The sequence below is a fragment of the Nonomuraea sp. NPDC046570 genome (assembly GCF_040645915.1).
In the GTDB taxonomy this organism is placed as follows: Bacteria; Actinomycetota; Actinomycetes; order Streptosporangiales; family Streptosporangiaceae; genus Nonomuraea.
In genome coordinates, this window is record NZ_JBEYZF010000017.1 from 63,291 (window position 1) to 82,269 (window position 18,979).

Sequence of the window (18,979 nt, forward strand, 5' to 3'; positions counted from 1 at the left end):
CTGAAGGCGCAGGAGAGGGCGATTTGCCGCTTCTAGCGTGAACTTCATGGCACGCACCCTCACCCGCCGCCTGGTCGGCGGCGTTCTTCTGCTCACCGCGATGGTCGTGGCGTCGTTCGCCGGTGCCGCCGCCTTCCTCGTCACCGCAGTCGCCAGCCCGGCTATCCCTGTCCTCGCGGCCGCCGGGCTGGTGGCGATGGCCGGTACAGCCTTCCTGCTCAGCTGGCCGACGTTCACCCTGCTCGGCGCGCGCGGCGCTCGCAAGGTCGCGATGCTGGCCGCGATCGGCTGGACGGCCGTCATAGCCGTGCTCGCATCCGTCACAGTCCTGTGGCCAGGCCCGATCCCCCAAGCCATCCCGGCTCCCGCGGGCGTTCGATACTGGGATCTGCCGACCGGCTCCCGCATCGCCTACGTCCACGCCGCCGCCACCGGCGAGCCCCGCCCCACACCGGTGATCTTCCTGCACGGCGGCCCCGGCACTCCCGGCGAGGGCATCCCGGTCAGCGGCGAGGCCCTGGCCGCCGCGGGTTTCGACGTGTACTCCTACGACCAACTCGGCGCGGGCCGTTCCACCCGGCTGTCGGACGTCACCGGCTACACGGTCGCCCGGCACGTCGCCGATCTTGAGGCGATCCGCCGTACCATCGGCGCGGACAAGCTCGTCATCGTCGGCCAGTCCTGGGGCGGCTCGCTCGCCGCCCAGTACCTCGCGGCGCATCCCGAGCGCGTCCTCAAGGTGATCTTCACCTCGCCCGGGGCGCTGTGGCCCGGCTCCCGACCCGACGGCGATCTCTCGCAGCGCCTCACCGCCGAGCAGCAACGACGCTACGACGAGCTCGTCGGCTCGCCGCGGATGATCACCATGTCCCTCCTGCTGGGCGTCAACCCCAACGCCGCGCACGCCCTGATGAGTGATCGCGAGGCCGACGAGCGCTTCCACGAGCTCGCGCTGGTGGGCCGCGACACCGGCTCGTGCCCAGGCATGCCCGCACGAGAGCCCCACCACAACCGCCAGGGCTTCTACGTCAACCAGATCACCGCCGCCGACTTCCGCCAGGTGCCCGACCCCCGCCCTGAGCTGCGCCGCATCCGGGTACCGGCACTGATCATGCGCGGCTCGTGCGACTTCGTCCCCTGGGAAGGCGCCTACGAGTACCGGCGCACGCTCCCCAACTCCACCCTGGTGCCCATCGCGGGCGCGGGTCACGCCATCGCGGGCGACCAGCCCGACGCCTACACCCGCCTCCTACGGGCCTTCCTGACCGACCAGCCCCTTCCCCTGCCCGCCCACACCTCAGCCGACCCGCCCCGATGAGCGCTCGGAGAACCCGGGACCCGCCTGCCGGAAGATGATCGCCACACCGGCCGCCGCGGCGGCCGGTACGAAGGTGTCTCCCGAGGTCGTCGTGGCGACCGGGAGCCCGGCCCCGCGCAGGAACCGTTCGGTCGCGGCGAGGTCGCGTACCGCCACGGCGTAGGCGACGAACGCGGGCAAGGGCGGTGCCTGCTCGCCGGGCAGGACGCCGGGCAGATGGGAGGAGGCGACGAGGGTGATCCGTCCGTCGTCGAGGTCGAACGCCCGCGCCTGTCCGTCGGGCCGGGCCGGGCGGGCGAGGTACTCGGCGTAGCGCCGTTCCACGTCGGGCAGGTCGGCGTCCGCGACGCAGAGCACGCACTCGACCAGGTCGACGGCCCCGTTGGGATGCGTCTGGAGGGTGGTGCCACGATCCGGTCCCGGGTGCCGCGTCTCTGCGGGCGCGGGGTTCTGGGCGAGGCCCACCCTGCCCTCCGGTACGCGGCCGCGCGGCATCCCCGGCGTGTCGATCTCCAGGTAGCGGACGGTCTCCAGCCGCGTCCCGTCCTCGGTCTCGACCGGCCGCTGGACGACGTGCACGCCGCCGTGACCGGCGCCGCCTGCGTCCAGCCGTACGGCCGCGCCCTCGATGTCGGACGCGTCGAACATCAGGATGTGCAGCCCCTCGAAACGCCGAAGGCAGGCGGCCAGGTTCGCGGCGGTGCCCTGGACGGCCGCCACGAGTCCGGGCAGCTTGTCGTCGGGGACGCGGAGCTCGATCAGCTCGGCGTCGGCGGGGATCCGGCCGGTGCCGTCCTCGTCGACGACGGTCACCAGCTCGACGAAGTTGCGCGGGAAATACGCGTGGGTGTTCCCGGTGCCGAACGGTTCGGGCTCGCCGCCCGCGGCCCGCGGCATGGTGGGGTACGCCGGGGGCGGCAGCGTGAAGCCCAGCCGGCGGTAGCGCTCCATCGCCTGTTCCATGTCCCGCACGACATGCCCCACGTGGTGCAGGCCGGTGATGTCATCCATCGGTGCCTCCATAGGCCGCGTCCCGGTAGTCGCGGGCGAGCCGCTCGAAAATCTTGATCACGTTGTCCGCGGCCCCCGCGAACTCCGCCGCGGACGGCACCGCCCCCGGCTCGAACGTCCTGCGCAGGGTGTCGGCCAGGTGGTCGGCCTTCTCCTCCAGCGTGAGCTCGGTCTCCGGGGGCAGCAGGGGCTCCATGGCGAAGAAGCCGAGCACCACGGTGGGCAGCGGGTAGTCCAGGTCCTCGGGACGCAGGCCCACGCGCAGCAGGCCGTGGTCGGCGAGGACGCCCAGGTACTCGCGAGAGGCGAGGAGTTTGGCGCTCTGCAGGGGTTGCCTCGCCGGGCTGGAGAGGAACTTGTCCAGCGTTTCGGCGTCCCTGGTGAAGAGGGCGCGCAGCACCGGCCGCCGCATCGTCTCGACGAAGAAGCGGCGCATGTACCTGTGCAGCGCGATCTCGGCGGGATCGGCCCGCATCGCGGCCGCCACCGCGTCGATCATCGCGGCCGCCTCCCGCGCCCCGACCGCGAAGAACAGCTGCTCACGGGTCCGCCAGTGCAGGTACACCGTGCCCTTGCCGACACCGGCCCGCTTGGCGATCTCGTCGATCGTCACCCGCCGATACCCCCAGCGCAGCAGCAGGTCCTTGGCGGTGTCGAGGATCCGGTCGGCGCGGTCGTCCAGGTCGGAACGCCGAGTCTCGCTCACGATGCCCTCCATCCAATGACTGGTGACCAGAATAGCACTTTGGTCACCAGTCATCAGTCAAGCAGAGTCCCAACGGCTGGCGCGAGAGGGAAGGTCAGGTGAGCAGGGTGACGGTTGGGCCGGTGGCGCGCAGGGCGTCGAGCTGGTGCTGCGCGGCGGCGGCGTCCACCACGATTTCGCATTCGCGGGGCCAGGGCAGCCAGTATCCGGCCGGAACATGGTCGATGATCTTGGACGCGTCGGCCAGCACCACCACCCGCCGCGCCGCCCGGACCACCGCCTCCTTCAGGGCGATCTGATCCGTGTCCACTTCCAATATGCCGCGGGCCGGATGGACGGCGTCGGCACTGAAGAAGGCGGTGTCGATGGACACGTGCTGCAGCAGCCGCTCCGCCTCGCGGCCGACGAACGCCTCGGAGATCGGCCGCAACCGGCCGCCCGTCGCCAGGACCGTCACCCTCGGCGCCTTGGCCAGCGCCCTGACCACCAGCAGGCTCGGCGTGACGACGGTGACGTCCTCGGCGTCCACGAGCCGCTGGGCCAGACCGGCGCAGGTGGTGCCCGCGTCGAGGTACACCCAGGCGCTCGGCGGGATCATCGTCCGGGCGTGCGTGGCGATGCGGTGCTTGGCCTGCCGCGCGGTCTGCGCCCGGACGCTGGTCGGCGCCTCGGCCTCGGCCTCGGGCCGGCCGGTCGCGCCGGAGAACGTCCGCACGATCCGCTGCTCGCCGGCCAGCCTGGCCAGATCCCTGCGGACGGTCGACTCGGTGACCTCGAACGTCCTGGCCAGCTCGGCGACGCTCACTTCGCCGAGCCGTACCATCTCGACGATGGTGTCGCGGCGTGACTGGGTGGTCAACGTTCTCTCCGGTTGGCCAGGTCGGCCGCCGAGTCCAGTGCCGCTATGAAGCTCATCTCGTCTGCCACGCCCGTTCCCGCGATGTCGAAAGCCGTCCCATGATCCACCGAAGTGCGGATGACGGGAAGCCCCACGGTGATGTTGACGCCGTCGGTCAGTCCCAGCACCTTGATCGGACCGTGGCCCTGATCGTGGTACATGGCGACGACGATGTCGAAGTCGCCGCGGACGGCCAGGAAGAAGGCGGAGTCGGCGGGCAGCGGGCCCTGGACGTCCACGCCTTCGGCGAGCAGCGTCTCGATCGCCGGGGCGATCTTGTGCTCCTCCTCGCCGTAGCCGAACAGGCCGTTCTCGCCGGCGTGCGGGTTGATGCCGCAGACCGCGATGCGCGGGCGCTCGACGCCGGCCGCGCGCAGGGCGGCGTCGCCGCGCCGTACCGTCCTGACCACCAGGCCGGGCTCGATGCGGGCGACGGCGTCGAGCAGGCCGATGTGCGTGGTCACGTGGATGACCCGCAGGTTCGCGGTGGTCAGCATCATCGACACCTCGTCGGTGCCGGTGAGGTGCGCGAGCAGCTCGGTGTGCCCCGGGTACCGGTACCCGGCCGCGTGCAGGGCCTCCTTGTTGATGGGTGCCGTGCAGATGGCGTCGACCCGCCCGGCCACCGCCAGCTCGGCGGCCCGCGCGATGTACTCGTAAGCCAGCCGCCCCGCCTCGGCGTCGATCACCCCGTACGGCAGGTCGCCGGGCACCCGGTCCACCTGCAGGCAGGCCAGCGACCCCGCCGGGGTCTCGTCCTCGACATCGTCGACCACGACGACGTCCAGCACCAGGCCGCAGCGCCGGGCCGCGTCCCTGAGCCGCTCGGCGTCGCCCAGGATCACCATGCGGACGGGACCGCCCGACCCCAGCCGGGCCGCGGTCTTCACGATCACTTCCGGGCCGATGCCCGCGGGGTCGCCCATGGTCACCGCCACCAACGGCCGGACGCTGTTGGAGGACGGCACGCCCGTCGTCTCTACGCTGGTCGCCGTCATGCCCTGAGGGTTCCTTTCGAGTCGGCTCGGGCCTCGCCATGTGGCGGCGGGCCGAGCCGGGCCGTCCGGACGACGCGTGCCAGGCACGCGTCGTCGCCGAGCGACCCGGGTTTGGTAATGATCATGTTGTTCTCGCCGGAGCGGTAGGCGGTCAGCCCGGTGCCGACCGGCCACGGATCGCGCAGCTCGGTCACCCCCGCGCCGTCGAGCAGGGCTCGCGCGCAGACTCCGCCGGTCGCGACCGTGGTCCCCGCCAGCGGCACCAGCGCGCCGAGCGGGCCCACCAGCCGCCCGCCCACGCCGGGGTCCTCGACGACGGCGGGCGGGGTGGCGACCGCCACGTCCAGGCCGTCGGCCAGCGCCTCGCGGGCGTGGCGGACGGTGGCGGACGGGTCGCCGGGGTCGATCTCCAGCGTGACGACACCGGGCAGCTCACCCAGCTCGGCGAGCTGCCGCCTGGTCCGCGGATGCAGGCTGGCCGCCACGGTCAGCACCGGCCCCCTGGCCACGGGGGGAACCGGCCCCCGCGCCGCACCGTCCGGGCCGGGACCGCCTGCGCCCTCCGCCCACGCCGGGTGAGGGCCCCAGGCGGTCGCGATGGCGGCTGCCAGACCGGCGGCTCCCGCCAGGAGGACGGCTCCTCCGGCCCCGGAGGTGAGGCGGTCGCGCCCGGTCTCGGGGGGCAGGACCAGCCGCAGATCGTATTCGTCGGCGGCGTCGGCCAGCACGACCTCGCCGGGACCGGCCCCGGCGAGCGCCGCGCGGGCCTCCGCCGCGGGTACCCGCCGCACCTTCGCCCCGGCGGCGGTCAGCGCCGCCGCCCAGTCGGCCACCGGCGCGCCGTCCTCCACGATCCACCCGTCCCGCACGGTACGGCCCGCGTCCGGCCAGGCGGGGCAGCACAGGACGGGAACACCCAGGTGGGCGGCGAGCGCCACGACCAGCTCGGCGGAGCGGCCCCTGGCCAGGGAGTCGACCTTCACCAGGAGCCGGTCGCCCGGCCGTACCGGGGGAAGGGGGACCGGGCGGTGGCGGCAGTCCAGGTCCACCACGAGCACCCCGGCCGGCGGGCCCGCCAGGGCGGGGCCGGACGGGGCGGCCAGCCGGACCGTGACCGGCCAGCCGAGCGCCGCGAACGGGGCGGCGGCGTCGCCCGCGCCGGTCAGGTCGTCGGCCAGCACGATCAGGGAACGGGACATCACAGCACCTGGGAGAGGAACTGCTTGAGCCGCGGCGAGGCCGGGTCGTCGAAGATCTGGTCGGGCGCGCCGGCCTCCACGACCGAGCCCCTGTCCATGAAGACGACCTGGTCGGCCACCTGCCGGGCGAAGCCCATCTCGTGGGTGACGACCACCATCGTCATGCCGGAGGTGGCGAGGTCGGCCATCAGCGCGAGGATGCCCTTGACCAGCTCGGGGTCGAGGGCGCTGGTCGCCTCGTCGAAGAGCATCACCTCCGGCTCCATGGCCAGCGCGCGGGCGATGGCCACGCGCTGCTGCTGGCCGCCGGAGAGGTTGGCGGGCCGGTAGGCGGCCTTGTCCGCGAGCCCCACCTCCTCCAGCCGCTGCCGGGCGATCTCGGCCGCGCGGTCCCTGGCCAGGCCGCGCACCTTGCGCAGCGGCAGGATGATGTTGTCCAGCACGGTGCGGTGCGGGAACAGGTTGAAGTGCTGGAACACCATCCCGATCCGCTGGCGCAGCCGGTCGGGGTCGGAGCGCAGCACGCTCTCCCCGCCCAGCAGGATGTCGCCGCCGGAGGGCTCCTCCAGCCGGTTGACGCAGCGCAGCAGGGTGGACTTGCCGGAGCCGGACGGGCCGATCAGGCAGGTGGCCTGTCCCTGCGCGACGGACAGCGAGGCCGCGCGCAGCACCTCCAGCTCGCCGAAGGACTTGCGCAGGTCGCGCACTTCCAGGCTGGTCATGTCACTTTCCTCCCGTCGCGAGCGCGACCGGCTCGACGGGCGCCTGCGGCTCGTCGGCGGCGACGGGCACCTTGCGCCCGGTGCGCAGCCGCCGGTCGATGTAGTTGACCAGGTAGGTCAGCGGCACGGTGATGAGCAGGTACAGCAGGCCGGCCGCCACCAGCGGGGACAGGTTGCCGGTGGAGACCGCCTGGTCCTGGCCGATGCGGAACAGCTCGCGCTCGGTGGTCAGCAGGCCCAGGAAGTACACCAGGCTGGAGTCCTTGACCACGGAGATGAACTGGTTGACCATCGCCGGCAGCACCCTGCGGATGCCCTGCGGCACCACGACCAGGCGCATCGCCCGGCCGTGGCTCATGCCGAGCGCGCGGGCCGCCTCGGTCTGCCCCTTCTCCACACTCTGGATGCCCGAGCGGAAGATCTCACCGATGTACGCGGCGGAGACCAGGCCCAGGGCCAGGATGCCGAGCGGGTACGGCGAGTTGCCGAAGAACTCCCGCCCGAACGGGGCAAGTCCCTGGCCGATCAGCAGGATCGTGAGGATCGCCGGCAGCCCGCGGAAGACGTCGGTGTACACCTTGGCGGGCACCCGGATCCAGCGCTTGCGGGAGATCCCCATCAGCGCGAGCACCATGCCGAGGACCGTGCCGAGCACACTGGCGGCGAGCGCGAGCAGCAGCGTGTTCCACAGCCCGTACGCCAGCATGTCCGGCAGGACGCTGAGCATGGACTCGCCGTCGAAGAAGTTGCTGATCACCGCGTCGAGCGAGTCCATGCTCAGCCCTTGGGCTTGAACTGGTCGGGCACCGGCAGCGTCGGCATGTACTGCTGGTAGAGCTTCAGCCAGGTGCCGTCGTCGACGACCTGCTTGAGCGCGGTGTTCAGCTTGCCCCGCAGCGCCGCGTTGTCCTTGCGGACGGCGAAGCCGGCGGGCTGGTCGCTGGTGGGGATCTCCACCGGGATGCTCATCTTGTCGTTCTTGGCGGCGTAGTCCTGGGCCACGGGCAGGTCGAGGAACTGCGCGTCGATGGTGCCGCTCTGCAGCGCCGAGTAGCCGGCGTTGTTGTCCGGGAAGCGGACGATGTCGGTGTCCGGGAGGTTCTGCTGGGCGTACCGCTCCTGGATGGTGCCCTGCACCAGGCCGAGCCGCTTGCCCTTCAGACCGGCCTCGTCGGCGATGCCCGCGTCCTTCTTGGTCATCACGCTGATGTAGCCGATGTAGTACGGGTCGCTGAAGACGACTGTCTTCTTGCGCTCCTCGGTGATCGCGATCGAGGAGGCGCCGACGTCGAACTGCTTGTTGTTGATCGAGGCGAGCATGCCGGAGAAGTCCTGGGTGACGAACTCCGTCTTCAGGTTCAGCTTCTTCGCCATGGCCTGGAGCAGTTCGACGTCGAAGCCCTTGTAGGTGCCGTTCTCGGTGTAGGCGTACGGCTTGGCGTCACCGAGGGTGGCCACCCGCAGCACGCCCGCGGAGAGCGTGCCGTCGGTGTTCGGCGCCGCGTCGGTGGAGCCGCCGCCGCAGGCGGTCAGCGAGGTGGCCAGGACGCCCGCGACGAGGGCGGTCATCAGGCGGGGGAACGTGAATGCCTTCATGGCATCCTCCAGACAGGGGGACGGATCAGAGGAACCGGTTGGGGTCGGTGAAGGACAGGTCGCAGAAGGTCTCCTCGCCGACGGCCAACTGCGCGATGGCCTCGCCGACGGCGGTGGCGTGCTTGAACCCGTGCCCGGTGCAGCCACCGCCGACGATCAGCCGCGGGTCCCGGCGGGGGCGCCCGATCATGAACTGCGCGTCGGGCGAGTTGGTGATCATGCAGGCGATGGCCCGCGCCGGCGCCGGGTCGAGCCCGGGTACGGCGGTGCGCAACACCCGCGACAGCGTGCCGTGGTCGCGCGGGGTGATGCCCCGGTCGCACTCGTCGGGATCGGTGGAGGCGAAGTGGTCGCCCGCGTCCTCCAGGCCCACCTTCACCTCGTGGCCGTAGACCGAGCCGTGGCCCCAGATCGAGGTGTCGTCGTCCAGGTGCCGGATGAAGACGGGGAAGCGGTCGATGGCGAACGCCTCCGGGTCCTCCTTGGCCGAGAACCACATCATCGGCGTGCGCCGGACGTCCAGCGGCAGGTCGGGGACGAGCTTGCCGAGCCACGGACCGGCGGTGACGACGACCTGCCTGGCCCGGAAGACGCGGGCGGGGGTGGTGACCACCGCGCCGCCGTCGATCAGCTCGACGCCGCTCACCCGGGTGTCGGCGTAGACGCGCGCCCCGGCGGCGACGGCGGCCCGGCAGGCGGCGTTGACGCCCAGCTCGGGGCGGACGGCGCCGGCGTTCGGGTCCCACACGCCGACGAAGTCGTCGGGCACACCGGCGTGCTGCGGGAAGCGGGCGCGCAGCGCGGCGGCGTCGAGCTCCTCGACGGGCAGGTCGTGCGCGCGGGCGGCGGCGAGCGTGCCGGCCACCGTACGGCCGTCCGGCGGGCCGATCATGATGCCGCCGGTGATGCGGAGGAGCTCCTCGCCGGTGCGCCGCTCCAGCTCGCGCCAGAGCTCGCCGGCGCGCCTGGCGACCGGGACCAGGCCGGGGTGCTCCAGGCAGGCCAGGCGGAACAGGCGGGTGGCGCCGTGCGAGGAGCCGTACTCGTGGCCGAGGCCGTAGCGCTCGATGCCGATGGCGTTCACCCCGCGCTCGGCCAGCCGCCACAGCGCGGAGGAGCCCCAGGCGCCCAGGCCGACGACGATGACGTCGGCGTCGAAAACGGTCATGTCACGTGTCCTTAGGGGGAAGGGGGAGGTCAGGCCCAGTTGACGTAGACGGTCTGGCGCTGCCAGTAGAAGTCGAGGCCGTGGCGTCCGTCGTCGCCGCCGAGGCCGCTGCGCCGGAACCCGGAGTGGTATCCGGCCACGTCCTCGGGGCCGATCCTGTTGACGTAGACCTCGCCGAAGCGCAGGTCGTCGACCAGGCGCATGACCTGGCGGAAATCGTTGGTGAAGAGGTAGGCGGACAGGCCGTACTCGGAGTCGTTGGCGCGCCGTACGACGTCGGCGGTGTCGGTGAAGGAGGTGAGCGGCATGACCGGGCCGAAGATCTCCTGGCGCATGATGGGCATGTCGTCGGTGACCGAGCCGAGCACGGCGGGGTTCATCCACCAGCCGCGCGCGAAACCCTCGCCTTCGGGGCGTCCGCCGCCCGCGAGCAGTTCGGCGCCGGATTCGAGGGCCGCGGCGAGCATGGCCTCGACCTTGTCCCGCTCGGCCTCGGTGACCTTGGGGCCGAGGCGGGTGGCGGGGTCCATCGGGTCGCCGACGCGCAGGCCGGCCACCTCGGCGCGCAGGGCGTCCACGAACTCGGCGTGCCGGCTCTCGTGCACGTAGACGCGCTCGGCGGAGATGCACACCTGCCCGGCGTTGGCGAACCGGGACTCGACCGCGGCCTTGGCGGCGGCGGCGACATCGGCGTCGGCCAGCACGATCAGCGGGGCCTTGCCGCCGAGCTCCAGGGAGACGGGGGTGATCCGCTCGGCGGCGTCACGCAGGATCGAGCGGCCCGCCCGTACGCTGCCGGTCATCGTGACCAGGTCGGTCTCGGGGTGGGTGACCAGGGCCTGGCCGATGTCGGGGCCCGCGCCGGGGACGACGTTGACGAGGCCGTCGGGGACGCCCGCCTCGGCGAACAGCGCGGCCAGGTACAGGCTGGACAGCGGGGTCTGCTCGTGCGGCTTGAGCACCACGGCGTTGCCCGCGGCGATGGCGGGGGCGACCTTGCGGGCGGTGAGCGCGGCGGGGTAGTTCCAGGGGATGATCGCGCCGACGACGCCGTGCGGGACCCGGCGGATCCAGATCTCCTCGCTCTCGGCGGTGCGCGGCACGATCTCGTCGGTGACGCCGTCGAGCAGGTGCGCGAAGTAGGTGAAGTAGCGGATCGCGCCCTGCACCTCGCCGCGGGCCTCGGTGATCGGCTTGCCGACCTCGGAGACGACGATCCTCGCCAGTTCCTCCGCGGAGCGCTCGATCAGGGTGGCGACGCGCAGCATCACCTCCATGCGGTGGCGCAGGGAGGTGCGCGACCACGCTCGTTGCGCATGTCGCGCAGCGCGCAGCGCCGAGTCGAGATCCTCCCGGGTGGCGGCGGCGACGGTGGCGACGACCGTTGCGTCGGCCGGGCTGATGACCTGCATCGATGTCCCGGATGTTGAGACGAAGGCGCCATCGATGAACGGGGAGTTCTCGTAGGAAGGCACAGCGCACCCTTCGGGGGAGGATTCTCATCGCAGCGTTCACCTGGGGAAACACCAGGTGAACGGGTTGTACACACTGTAGGTATGCGCATTTTGCGCGTCAAGCCTTTACCCCTGCACAACTTACGCAATAGATGCGACTTCTCACATGGTGAGACACGCGTCAGCCCTCGCCGCGGTGTGCGGCGGGCGGCGCCGCCGGAGGCTCGGGCCCCGGCGGCAGGGTCGGTACCTCCGGGGGAGTAGGCGGCGGGCGGGCGATGCGCCGGGGGCGGTAGGCCGGGTACGTCCTCCAGGGCGATGACCTGAGGGTGCGCGGGCGGGAGGGTGGGAAGCGGCGACCACCACGAGGAGACCTGATGATCACCCGTCCGTTCAGATTCGGCACCGTCGCGGGCTTCGCGCCCAGCGCCCAGGCGTGGGCGGGGCTGGCCCGCAGGGCAGAGGAACTCGGCTACGCCACGCTGCTCGTCCCCGACACCCTCGGCACCTTCGCGCCCTTCCCCGCGCTGGCCGCAGCCGCGACCGCCACCACCACCCTGCGGGTGGGGACGTACGTGCTCAGCGCGCCGTACCGGACGCCGGGGGCGGTCGCGTGGGAGGTGGCGGCGCTGCGCGCGCTGTCCGGTGGGCGCTTCGAGCTGGGGATCGGCGCGGGCCGGCCGGGCTCGGAGGCCGACTGCGCGCGGCTCGGCGTCGACTTCGGCACGCCCGACCAGCGGATCAGGCGGGTGGCCGAGACGATCGACGCGGTCGAGGGCGTGCCGGTCCTGGTCGCCGCCGCCGGGCCGAAGCTGCTGCGCCTCGCCGCCGCCAAGGCCGACACCGTGGCCCTCGGCGTACCCGCGCAGACCACCGAGAACGAGCTGGCCGCCAGACTCGACGAGCTGTACGAGCTGGCCGGCGACCGCTTCGACGAGCTGGAACTGGCCCTGAACCTGGCCGCCGTCGGCGACGAGCCGCCCGCCTGGCTGGCCGCCCAGCTCGGCGGCGACCCCCGGAAGATCATCGCCCAGGGCGGGACGGGCATCCTCACCGGCACCGCCGAGGAGATGGCCGAGACGCTGACCAGGCGCAGGGACAAGCTCGGCATCTCCTACATCTCGGTCAACGCCGCGTTCATCGAGGAGTTCGCTCCGGTCGTACGGCTGCTCGCGGGTACCTGACAGGTCAGGAAGCTCGGCCGCCGGAGGCCGCGGCGATGACGATCAGGTTGTGGCCTGCCCTGGGGCGGCTGGTCATGGTGACAGGGCGGTGACGGCGGCGATCAGTCGGTGGCCGTCGAGGAGCGCCTGGTCGTTGTGGTCCGCGCCCGGTACCTCCACCACGGTGACCGGGCCGCCCGCCGAGGTGGCCACTTCGCGGCTCTGGGCGGGAGGGACGATCGAGTCGGCGGCGCCGTACACGATGGTCGTCGGCACGCGGACGGAGGCGAGCTGGTCGGCCAGGGGGAAGCGGTCGCGGAGCAGCTGGCGTACCGGCAGGAACGGGTAGGCGTGCCGGCCGGCGTCCGCCAGCGAGGTGAAGGGGGAGCGGAGCAGCAGGGCGTCGGGCGGTCGCGTAAGGGACAGGGCGGTGACGACGGCGGCGCCCAGGCTCTCGCCGAAGTAGACCACCCTGCCGTGGATCGACTCGCGGGCCGCCAGCGCGTCGAGCAGCAGGCCCTTCTCGGTCGGGCTGCCGGGATTGCCGCCGTAGCCGCGGTAGTCCATCAGCAGCACCGAGAAGCCCTCGCGGGCCAGCGCGGCGGCCAGCGGAGCGCGGTCCGCCCTGTTGCCCGCGTTGCCGCCCGCGACCAGCACGGTCACGTCCCTGCCGCCGCCGGGCAGGTACCAGGCGCCCAGGCGCAGCCCGTCGGCGGTGGTGAGCGTGAGGTCGCGCGCGCCCGGCAGCACGGACGCGGCGGGCGGGACCTCGGCGGTGTCGGGCAGATAGATCAGCCGCCGCTGGAACACCCAGAGCAGGGCCAGCAGCACCACGACCACCACCAGAACGGCCATCACCGCCCTGATCACCTCGACCGCCCGCGCCATGCGGCGGTCACCGCCGTCCCGATCACCAGGTGGTCACCGGGATCCCTGATCATCCTGACCGTTGGCGACGCAAGTGATCGAAGCCCTGATCGCCTCGTCCGCGTATCAGCCTTCATGCCTCTGATCCTGCCCCGGGCAGCCGCGCAAGCCACCTTGTGGCGCTGTGCCTCAGGACGCGGTGCCTCAGGAATTCACGGCGCGTCCGTACAGGCGGACGAAGAGGCGTTGGGCGAGACCGGGGAGGGGGCCGGACAGGCGGGTGTACCAGCGGGCGGGGCGGCTGAAGACGGTGATGGTGAACGTGACGCGGTCGCCCACCCGTTCCAGGACGAAGCTCTCCTCGCCGGTGAACGGGTGGCCGGGGAGCGTGCCGTACCCGAAGCCGGTCCGGTCGGGGGTTTCGAGCGCCCACACCACCCGGCACGGCTCGCGGAACGGGCCGAGGCGGCACACCACCTCCACGCCCGCGGCCGCGCGCGGCGCCGTCGGGCGGGGGGACAGGCCGGTGCGCCGGTGCGCCTGCCAGGTCATCAGCGTCTCGACCGCCCGTTCGTAGGGGACCGACAGCACCCGCTCGTACCGCAGGTGGCGGTAGCCGCGGGGCAGGACCGCGTGCTGGGTGGCGCCGACGTCGGCGTAGGTGAGATCCACGGGTTCTCCTCTCAGAGGGGCTGGGGCCGCAGGCGGCGCCAGGCGGCGATCGAGCACAGGGCGAAGCCGAACGCGTTGCCCACGCCGTGCGTGGCGATCATCACGCCGAGCGTCGGGTGCGGCAGCCCGGTGGCCTGGCCGAGCGCCCAGCTCAGCGCCAGCGCCATGGTCGCCACGAGCATCACGCCGGATACGCCGATCAGCACCCGCTCGCCCTTCACCTGCCGCAGCGACAGCCACGCGACCCGCCACATCCCGGTGGTCAGCACGACCGAACCGGCCAGCTCGGCGTAGTCGCCGGCGAAGTAGCCCGCCAGCACCAGCAGCGTGCCCCCGGGTACGGCCAGCGCCGCGAAGACGTCCCCGGTCAGCCTGCTCACCAGCCCGGCGACGAGCGCGGCGGCGAACCCGGCGAAGTGGAAGTGCGCGACGGTGAGCGCGAGCATCTGCCCCGAGTACCCGAACAGCGGAATCGCGGCCCGCTCCGCCAGCAGCGCCACGGCTGCGATCGCGGGGGTCGCCAGCGCGGTGCAGGCGGCGAACTCCACCACGTTCAGCCGTCGCAGCCGGGGCAATATCCGGCCGGCCAGCACCAGCGTGGCCAGCAGATACACACCGGCCAGCCAGACCGTCACGGGGTGGCCCGGTTCGAGCCAGAGCGAGACCGCCCCCGGCACCGCGCCCGCCAGGATCACCGGGCGTCGCCCCGGCTCGATGAGCTCCAGGCCGAGCGGCAGCACGACCAGCATGCCGAGCGTCACGATCACACCGACGAGGGGGGACACGCCGCCTCCTTGAACGCGTTCAAGGAGAACCTACACCTACTTGAACGTGTTCAGGAGGTCGGCCAGGAACCGGGCCAGCCCCACCCGCCTGCGGAACAGCTCCTTCAGCTCCGGCGTCGGCTCCAGCTCCAGCAACTCGGTCGGCACCGCGGTGAACGCGCTGCGCAGCACCAGCGTGGCGACGTAACCGAGCCGCAGCGCGGCGGGATCGCAGGAGTACCCCTCCACGCGCAGCCCCGCCAGGTAGGCGGGCTCGATCGCCGCGTGGATCAGCGGCAGCTCGGACGGCTCGGTCAGCCCCTCGTGCGCCAGCCCGACCAGAAGCTGACCCAGGTCGAAGCCCACGGGCACCGGGTCGGCCCAGGCCCAGTCGATGGCGACCAGCGCGGCCGGACCGTCGGCGGGCACGAGCAGGTTCTGCGGGCAGGCGTCGCCGTGCGCGAACGTCTGCGGCAGCCGTTCGACGGCGTCCAGCAACTCGTCGATCCGGTCCGCCAGCCGGTCCAGATCGCCGCGCAGGCGCGGGTCGGCGTGCTCGGCGACCAGCGGGTGCCTCCAGGTCGCCGGGGCCTGCAGGAACGGCAGCGCGCCCATCACCACCCTGCTGGCCACGAACATGCGCAGCGTCAGCCCGGGCCGCGGACTCGGGCGCAGCGCCGCCAACCGGCCGAGCAGACGGGCCGCGTCCCGGTAGCGGTCCAGGTCCCAGCCGGCCTCGGCGGTCCTGACATCCTCCAGCCACAGGTCCACGCGGTCGTCGCCGAGCTCGTCCACCAGGTACAGGCGCGGCATCCGCAGCCCTTCGGGCAGCGGCAGGTCCGCCAGGTACAGGTCGGCCTCGGCCCGCCACGGGTAGCCCGCGACGAAGTCCTCCCGGTACGGCTCCGGCACGATCGCCAGGTCGGCCCAGTGGCGTACCGACTGCAGGGTCTTGACGAAGAACGACCACTCCCCGCCATCCGCGGTGGTGCCCCGCACCCGGCGCAGGCCCGCCGTGGAAGGGGTGCGGATGGCGTGCTCGACGGGCTCCACCCACCACTCGCGGAGGCGGGAGCCGGTCGTCCTCCTGACGAGGCCGGAGAGGTCGTCCATGCAATCAGGATGGACGCGGACGAGCCGGGACGCCTGAGTACCCCCTACCCAGGGCGCGAGTCCCGGGCGTAGGCGGCCGGTGGACGGCCGACCGCGGCGGTGAAGTCCCTGGTGAGGTGCGCCTGGTCGGTGTAGCCGAGCTCGGCCGCCAGCCGGGCCAGGTCCGGCGGGTCGTCCTCGGAGGCGCGGGCGGCGGCCTCGTGCAGGCGGCAGCGGCGGATCACCCACTTGGGGCCGACGCCGACGTAGTCGTGGAAGAGCCGCTGCAGGGACCGCATCGACATCCCCGCCAGCGCGGCGACCTGGTCCACCCGGGTCAGCGACATGTCGGTGTCGATCCTGTCGACCAGCGCGGCCACCTCGTCGACCACCGGGTCGGGGATCGGGCCGAGGCCCAGCAGGAAGCGCTCGATCAGGGACAGCGCCGCCTCGGCGTCCTCGGTGCCGAGCACGTCGCGGACCAGCGCGGCTCCCGCGTCGCCGTACATGTCGGAGATCGGTATGAAACGGTCGGTCAGTGCGGAGACCGAGCCGCTCAGGAACGGCCGGAAGCCGCCAGGCCGGAAGTGCACGCCGATCACCCGGCCACGCCCGGCCAGCGTCTGCGCGAACCCACCCCTGACCACCCCGGCGACCCTGGCGAAATCCTCGGTGATCGTGAGATTGACCGCCGGATGCGAGACGAGCTGCTGGGTGTACGGCCGCGCCAGATCCCAGGTGATGACCCAGAAGTGACCCACGAACGGCTCCAGCTCGGGCACGCACGTCAGCGGCCGGTAGTCGAAGTGCGCCACCGCTGCCCGCGGATCTAACCAGCCGCGCTGGCGCGTTTCTACAAGACGGCGGGGGCCTTCGCCGGGCATGGTGGAGACCATGACTGACATGATGCCGCTGATGACCCGCGCGGCCGAACGCACCCTCGCCCTGGTCGGCAGCCTGCGGCCGGACGAGCTGGCCCTGCGCACGCCCTGCGCCGAGTTCGACGTCAAGGCCCTGATCGCGCACCTGGAGTATGTGGCCGCGATGATGGAGTCCGCGGCCCGCAAGGAGGGGATGCCGGCCCAGCAGGAGTACCAGGGCGACCTTCCGCGGCGCGTGGAGCGGATGCTCGACGCCTGGTCCAAGCCGGAGGCGTGGGAGGGCGTCAGCGCCGGTCTCGGCCTGCCGATGACCACCCTCGCCACGATGTGCCTGGGCGACCTGGTGACGCACGGCTGGGACCTGGCCAAGGCGACCGGCCGGCCGTACGAGACCGACTCCGAGGCGGTGGAGCTGCTGATCGGCTTCATCGAGCGGATGGGGCCGATGGCCCGGCAGCAGGGCGTGTACGGCGAGCCGGTCCCGGTGCCGGACGACGCGCCCGCGCTGGACCGGATGCTCGGCCTCAGCGGCCGGGATCCGGCCTGGACACCGTGATCTCCGCCAGCCCTTCGGGCGCCTTGCCCGGGTAGAGGCCGGTCAGCAGCGTGCTCACCGTGTACAGGTGCCACGCCTGGCCGGGCTTCTTCACCACCGGGTCGGCGAACAGCGCGCGCACCTCGTCGGGGTTGACGATCGGGGTGAGCGCGTCCAGCGTGCCCAGCACCTGCTCGCGCAGCACCGAGGTCAGCGCCTCGCCCGGACTGGTCCGCCAGCTCCAGCCGCCACCGGTCTTGACCGTCGGCATGTGCGGCGGCGGCACGTGCGACCAGGGGAACCGCTTGCTCATCCCCTCGGCGAACCGCCACGCCTTCCCCTCGATGGGCACGTTCTTCAACTCAGGCGCAAATCTCAAAATAAGGGCATAAATCACCTCTTCGGAGAGGCGCCAGCCCTGGTCCAGGCTCAGCGCGGCCCGTGCGACCCGGTTGTCCAGGAACGGGCGCACCGGGTCGCCCCTGCGCAGCGACCCCGCTCGGGCGCTCGCCTGCCACCTGCCGACCTTGTACCAGATGTAGATGTGGTCCAGCGCCTCCAGCCGGTCGGCCCGCTCCTGCCACGGCCTGGCCAGCTCGCGGGCGTGCTCGTTCGCCTCGGCGGTGAACAGCTTCTCGTCCTTGCAGAAGGTGTTCGTGATCCGCCGCAGCAGCGCCTTGTCGCTCAGGTCGGTCTGCAGCAGGTTGAGGCTGCCCGCCCGCAGCGTCTCACCGCTCTGCCCCGACATGGTGGGCTTGGTGGAGTACGGCAGGTAACCCACGATCGACTCGTAGGCCGAGGTCATCCCCTCACAGGTGCGGATCGTCTCGTACGCCCTGGCCAGCGGGTGCTCGACCAGCACCGCGTCCTTCTGAGCCGTCTGCGCGGGCGCGATGACCGTGTGCTCCACCTTGAGCGCGGCGGCGATCCGCCGGGCCAGGATCACGTCGGGGTGGGTGTCCAGCCCGTTGGTCGTCACCCGGAACGGCACCCGCGCCGCGTGCAGCAGCGAGGCCAGGATCCGGGTGTCCCGCCCGCCGGTCAGCGCCAGGTTCACCGGCTGGTCCAGCCCGCGCAGCGGCGCCACGGTGGCCAGCAGCGCCTCGGCCAGCTCGTCGATCGCGGCCTTCTTCTGCCGCGCCCCGGCGGGCGCCGCCCCCGCTTCCGGCAACGGCCTCTCGGCGATGGTACGGGCGCCGCCCCTGATGCTGATCGTCGAGGACGGCCGCAGCGCCGACACCCCCAGGTAAGGGGTCTCGTCGGACAGGAAGAAGCCCTGCCTGACCATCGTCTGAAGGGCTGCCACGTCGTACTCGATCCGGTCGGAGCGCTGCGCCGCCAGATGCACCAGCAGCGCCCGGCTGCCGACGATGTGCAGGTCGGGCGTCTCGGCGTAGAAGACCGGGCAGACCCGGTTGATCGCGGTGGACGCGCTCAGCTCGCCGTCGCGGGCCAGCCAGGCGGAGAAGCAGCCGCCGACCGAGTCGTCCGGCAGCCTGGCCGCGTCGGCAGGGTCGGCGAGGTGGCCGTTGACGCCGAGCACCCGCCCGCCCGTCCCGTCGAGCAGGCCGGGGCTGCGCGAGTCGTCGGGCTCGTTGCTCCAGCCGAACAGCGACACGCCCGCGCCGTGCCACTCGCGCCCCCTGATCACCTCAGCGGGGACGGGGAAGGCACTCTCGATGGAGGCTCGCACGGTGGTCAGGACGGAGTCGGGGATGTCCCGCCGCTTGGCGGCCAGGCCCAGATAGACACGCACGGCACCCATGCCTACCGGATCGGGAGGTTCCCGACAACCGATTCATCTGGTTCATGACATCCGATCACGTCGCGAACACGGTTTGCAGTCGCTTGCGTCAAGGGCCCGGCCGACGACTTCCCGCGCGCCGTCGTACGCCATGGAGGTGGTTGACATGAAATTTCGCCCTTTAGTGGTCT

General features: G+C 72.3%; 19 protein-coding genes. 3 read left to right on the forward strand and 16 right to left on the reverse strand.

The window, feature by feature from the left end:
* The first annotated feature begins 46 nt into the window (after nt 1-46).
* Nucleotides 47-1,318 (forward strand): alpha/beta hydrolase, encoded by a 1,272-nt coding sequence (locus ABZ911_RS25435; RefSeq protein WP_358060603.1) that lies wholly within the window; start codon nt 47-49, stop codon nt 1,316-1,318.
* On the opposite strand, the gene ABZ911_RS25440 is transcribed toward ABZ911_RS25435, so the two are convergent.
* The 10 genes from ABZ911_RS25440 to ABZ911_RS25485 all read right to left on the reverse strand — a co-directional run bounded on the left by ABZ911_RS25440 (nt 1,298) and on the right by ABZ911_RS25485 (nt 11,091).
* Nucleotides 1,298-2,329 (reverse strand): VOC family protein, encoded by a 1,032-nt coding sequence (locus tag ABZ911_RS25440; protein WP_358060606.1) that lies wholly within the window; start codon nt 2,327-2,329, stop codon nt 1,298-1,300. The genes ABZ911_RS25435 and ABZ911_RS25440 overlap by 21 nt on opposite strands.
* Nucleotides 2,322-3,035, reverse strand: coding sequence for a helix-turn-helix domain-containing protein (locus tag ABZ911_RS25445; RefSeq protein WP_358060609.1), 714 nt, complete (start codon nt 3,033-3,035; stop codon nt 2,322-2,324). The genes ABZ911_RS25440 and ABZ911_RS25445 overlap by 8 nt, the downstream gene beginning before the upstream one ends.
* Before the next feature lie 94 nt (nt 3,036-3,129).
* Nucleotides 3,130-3,894: a DeoR/GlpR family DNA-binding transcription regulator gene (locus tag ABZ911_RS25450; protein ID WP_358060612.1), complete on the reverse strand. Its 765-nt coding sequence runs from the start codon at nt 3,892-3,894 to the stop codon at nt 3,130-3,132.
* Entirely contained in the window at nt 3,891-4,931 is a 1,041-nt protein-coding gene (pdxA, locus tag ABZ911_RS25455) for a 4-hydroxythreonine-4-phosphate dehydrogenase PdxA (protein ID WP_358060615.1), read from the reverse strand. The genes ABZ911_RS25450 and pdxA overlap by 4 nt, the downstream gene beginning before the upstream one ends.
* Nucleotides 4,928-6,130: a hypothetical protein gene (locus ABZ911_RS25460; protein ID WP_358060618.1), complete on the reverse strand. Its 1,203-nt coding sequence runs from the start codon at nt 6,128-6,130 to the stop codon at nt 4,928-4,930. Before ABZ911_RS25460 ends, pdxA begins: the two co-directional genes overlap by 4 nt.
* Nucleotides 6,130-6,852, reverse strand: coding sequence for an amino acid ABC transporter ATP-binding protein (locus ABZ911_RS25465; RefSeq protein WP_358060621.1), 723 nt, complete (start codon nt 6,850-6,852; stop codon nt 6,130-6,132). The genes ABZ911_RS25460 and ABZ911_RS25465 overlap by 1 nt, the downstream gene beginning before the upstream one ends.
* Nucleotide 6,853: 1 nt before the next feature.
* A complete protein-coding gene (locus ABZ911_RS25470) occupies nt 6,854-7,627 on the reverse strand; it encodes an amino acid ABC transporter permease (protein ID WP_358060624.1) in 774 nt (257 codons plus the stop codon).
* A gap of 2 nt (nt 7,628-7,629) precedes the next feature.
* On the reverse strand, nt 7,630-8,448 hold the full coding sequence (locus ABZ911_RS25475) for an ABC transporter substrate-binding protein (RefSeq protein WP_358060627.1): 819 nt from the start codon (nt 8,446-8,448) through the stop codon (nt 7,630-7,632).
* 25 nt (nt 8,449-8,473) lie between these two features.
* Nucleotides 8,474-9,616: an N-methyl-L-tryptophan oxidase gene (solA, locus tag ABZ911_RS25480; RefSeq protein WP_358060630.1), complete on the reverse strand. Its 1,143-nt coding sequence runs from the start codon at nt 9,614-9,616 to the stop codon at nt 8,474-8,476.
* A 29-nt stretch (nt 9,617-9,645) separates the two neighbouring features.
* Complete coding sequence (locus ABZ911_RS25485) at nt 9,646-11,091, reverse strand: aldehyde dehydrogenase family protein (RefSeq protein WP_358060633.1); 1,446 nt, start codon at nt 11,089-11,091, stop codon at nt 9,646-9,648.
* Between the two features lie 356 nt (nt 11,092-11,447).
* On the opposite strand from ABZ911_RS25485, the gene ABZ911_RS25490 reads away from it, so the two are divergent.
* Nucleotides 11,448-12,254 carry an LLM class flavin-dependent oxidoreductase gene (locus tag ABZ911_RS25490; protein ID WP_358060636.1) on the forward strand — a complete coding sequence of 269 codons (807 nt, stop codon included), beginning with the start codon at nt 11,448-11,450 and terminating at the stop codon, nt 12,252-12,254.
* Nucleotides 12,255-12,326: 72 nt separating this feature from the next.
* Here the strand turns inward: ABZ911_RS25490 and ABZ911_RS25495 are convergent, their stop codons facing one another.
* From ABZ911_RS25495 to ABZ911_RS25515, 5 genes are all read right to left on the reverse strand, one after another.
* Nucleotides 12,327-13,121, reverse strand: coding sequence for an alpha/beta hydrolase (locus tag ABZ911_RS25495; protein ID WP_358060637.1), 795 nt, complete (start codon nt 13,119-13,121; stop codon nt 12,327-12,329).
* Nucleotides 13,122-13,304: 183 nt separating this feature from the next.
* Complete coding sequence (locus ABZ911_RS25500) at nt 13,305-13,772, reverse strand: DUF1990 domain-containing protein (RefSeq protein ID WP_358060639.1); 468 nt, start codon at nt 13,770-13,772, stop codon at nt 13,305-13,307.
* Nucleotides 13,773-13,783: 11 nt separating this feature from the next.
* Nucleotides 13,784-14,557: a YndJ family protein gene (locus ABZ911_RS25505; protein ID WP_358060641.1), complete on the reverse strand. Its 774-nt coding sequence runs from the start codon at nt 14,555-14,557 to the stop codon at nt 13,784-13,786.
* A 36-nt stretch (nt 14,558-14,593) separates the two neighbouring features.
* Nucleotides 14,594-15,649 carry a phosphotransferase gene (locus tag ABZ911_RS25510; protein ID WP_358060644.1) on the reverse strand — a complete coding sequence of 352 codons (1,056 nt, stop codon included), beginning with the start codon at nt 15,647-15,649 and terminating at the stop codon, nt 14,594-14,596.
* 44 nt (nt 15,650-15,693) lie between these two features.
* Nucleotides 15,694-16,524 carry a helix-turn-helix domain-containing protein gene (locus tag ABZ911_RS25515; protein WP_358060646.1) on the reverse strand — a complete coding sequence of 277 codons (831 nt, stop codon included), beginning with the start codon at nt 16,522-16,524 and terminating at the stop codon, nt 15,694-15,696.
* On the opposite strand from ABZ911_RS25515, the gene ABZ911_RS25520 reads away from it, so the two are divergent.
* Nucleotides 16,523-17,065 carry a TIGR03086 family metal-binding protein gene (locus ABZ911_RS25520; RefSeq protein ID WP_358060649.1) on the forward strand — a complete coding sequence of 181 codons (543 nt, stop codon included), beginning with the start codon at nt 16,523-16,525 and terminating at the stop codon, nt 17,063-17,065. The genes ABZ911_RS25515 and ABZ911_RS25520 overlap by 2 nt on opposite strands.
* Here the strand turns inward: ABZ911_RS25520 and ABZ911_RS25525 are convergent.
* Complete coding sequence (locus ABZ911_RS25525; protein WP_358060652.1) at nt 17,034-18,809, reverse strand: asparagine synthase-related protein; 1,776 nt, start codon at nt 18,807-18,809, stop codon at nt 17,034-17,036. The genes ABZ911_RS25520 and ABZ911_RS25525 overlap by 32 nt on opposite strands.
* Between the last annotated feature and the right edge of the window lie 170 nt (nt 18,810-18,979).

Excerpts from the sequence above, each read along its gene's own strand:
- ABZ911_RS25435 (WP_358060603.1), top strand. The coding sequence starts at position 47 with ATGGCACGCACCCTCACCCGCCGCCTGGTCGGCGGCGTTCTTCTGCTC.
- ABZ911_RS25440 (WP_358060606.1), bottom strand. The coding sequence starts at position 2,329 with ATGGATGACATCACCGGCCTGCACCACGTGGGGCATGTCGTGCGGGAC.
- pdxA (WP_358060615.1), bottom strand. The coding sequence starts at position 4,931 with ATGACGGCGACCAGCGTAGAGACGACGGGCGTGCCGTCCTCCAACAGC.
- ABZ911_RS25460 (WP_358060618.1), bottom strand. The coding sequence starts at position 6,130 with ATGTCCCGTTCCCTGATCGTGCTGGCCGACGACCTGACCGGCGCGGGC.
- ABZ911_RS25465 (WP_358060621.1), bottom strand. The coding sequence starts at position 6,852 with ATGACCAGCCTGGAAGTGCGCGACCTGCGCAAGTCCTTCGGCGAGCTG.
- ABZ911_RS25470 (WP_358060624.1), bottom strand. The coding sequence starts at position 7,627 with ATGGACTCGCTCGACGCGGTGATCAGCAACTTCTTCGACGGCGAGTCC.
- ABZ911_RS25475 (WP_358060627.1), bottom strand. The coding sequence starts at position 8,448 with ATGAAGGCATTCACGTTCCCCCGCCTGATGACCGCCCTCGTCGCGGGC.
- solA (WP_358060630.1), bottom strand. The coding sequence starts at position 9,616 with ATGACCGTTTTCGACGCCGACGTCATCGTCGTCGGCCTGGGCGCCTGG.
- ABZ911_RS25490 (WP_358060636.1), top strand. The coding sequence starts at position 11,448 with ATGATCACCCGTCCGTTCAGATTCGGCACCGTCGCGGGCTTCGCGCCC.
- ABZ911_RS25495 (WP_358060637.1), bottom strand. The coding sequence starts at position 13,121 with ATGGCGCGGGCGGTCGAGGTGATCAGGGCGGTGATGGCCGTTCTGGTG.
- ABZ911_RS25510 (WP_358060644.1), bottom strand. The coding sequence starts at position 15,649 with ATGGACGACCTCTCCGGCCTCGTCAGGAGGACGACCGGCTCCCGCCTC.
- ABZ911_RS25520 (WP_358060649.1), top strand. The coding sequence starts at position 16,523 with ATGACTGACATGATGCCGCTGATGACCCGCGCGGCCGAACGCACCCTC.
- ABZ911_RS25515 (WP_358060646.1), bottom strand. The coding sequence starts at position 16,524 with ATGGTCTCCACCATGCCCGGCGAAGGCCCCCGCCGTCTTGTAGAAACG.
- ABZ911_RS25525 (WP_358060652.1), bottom strand. The coding sequence starts at position 18,809 with ATGGGTGCCGTGCGTGTCTATCTGGGCCTGGCCGCCAAGCGGCGGGAC.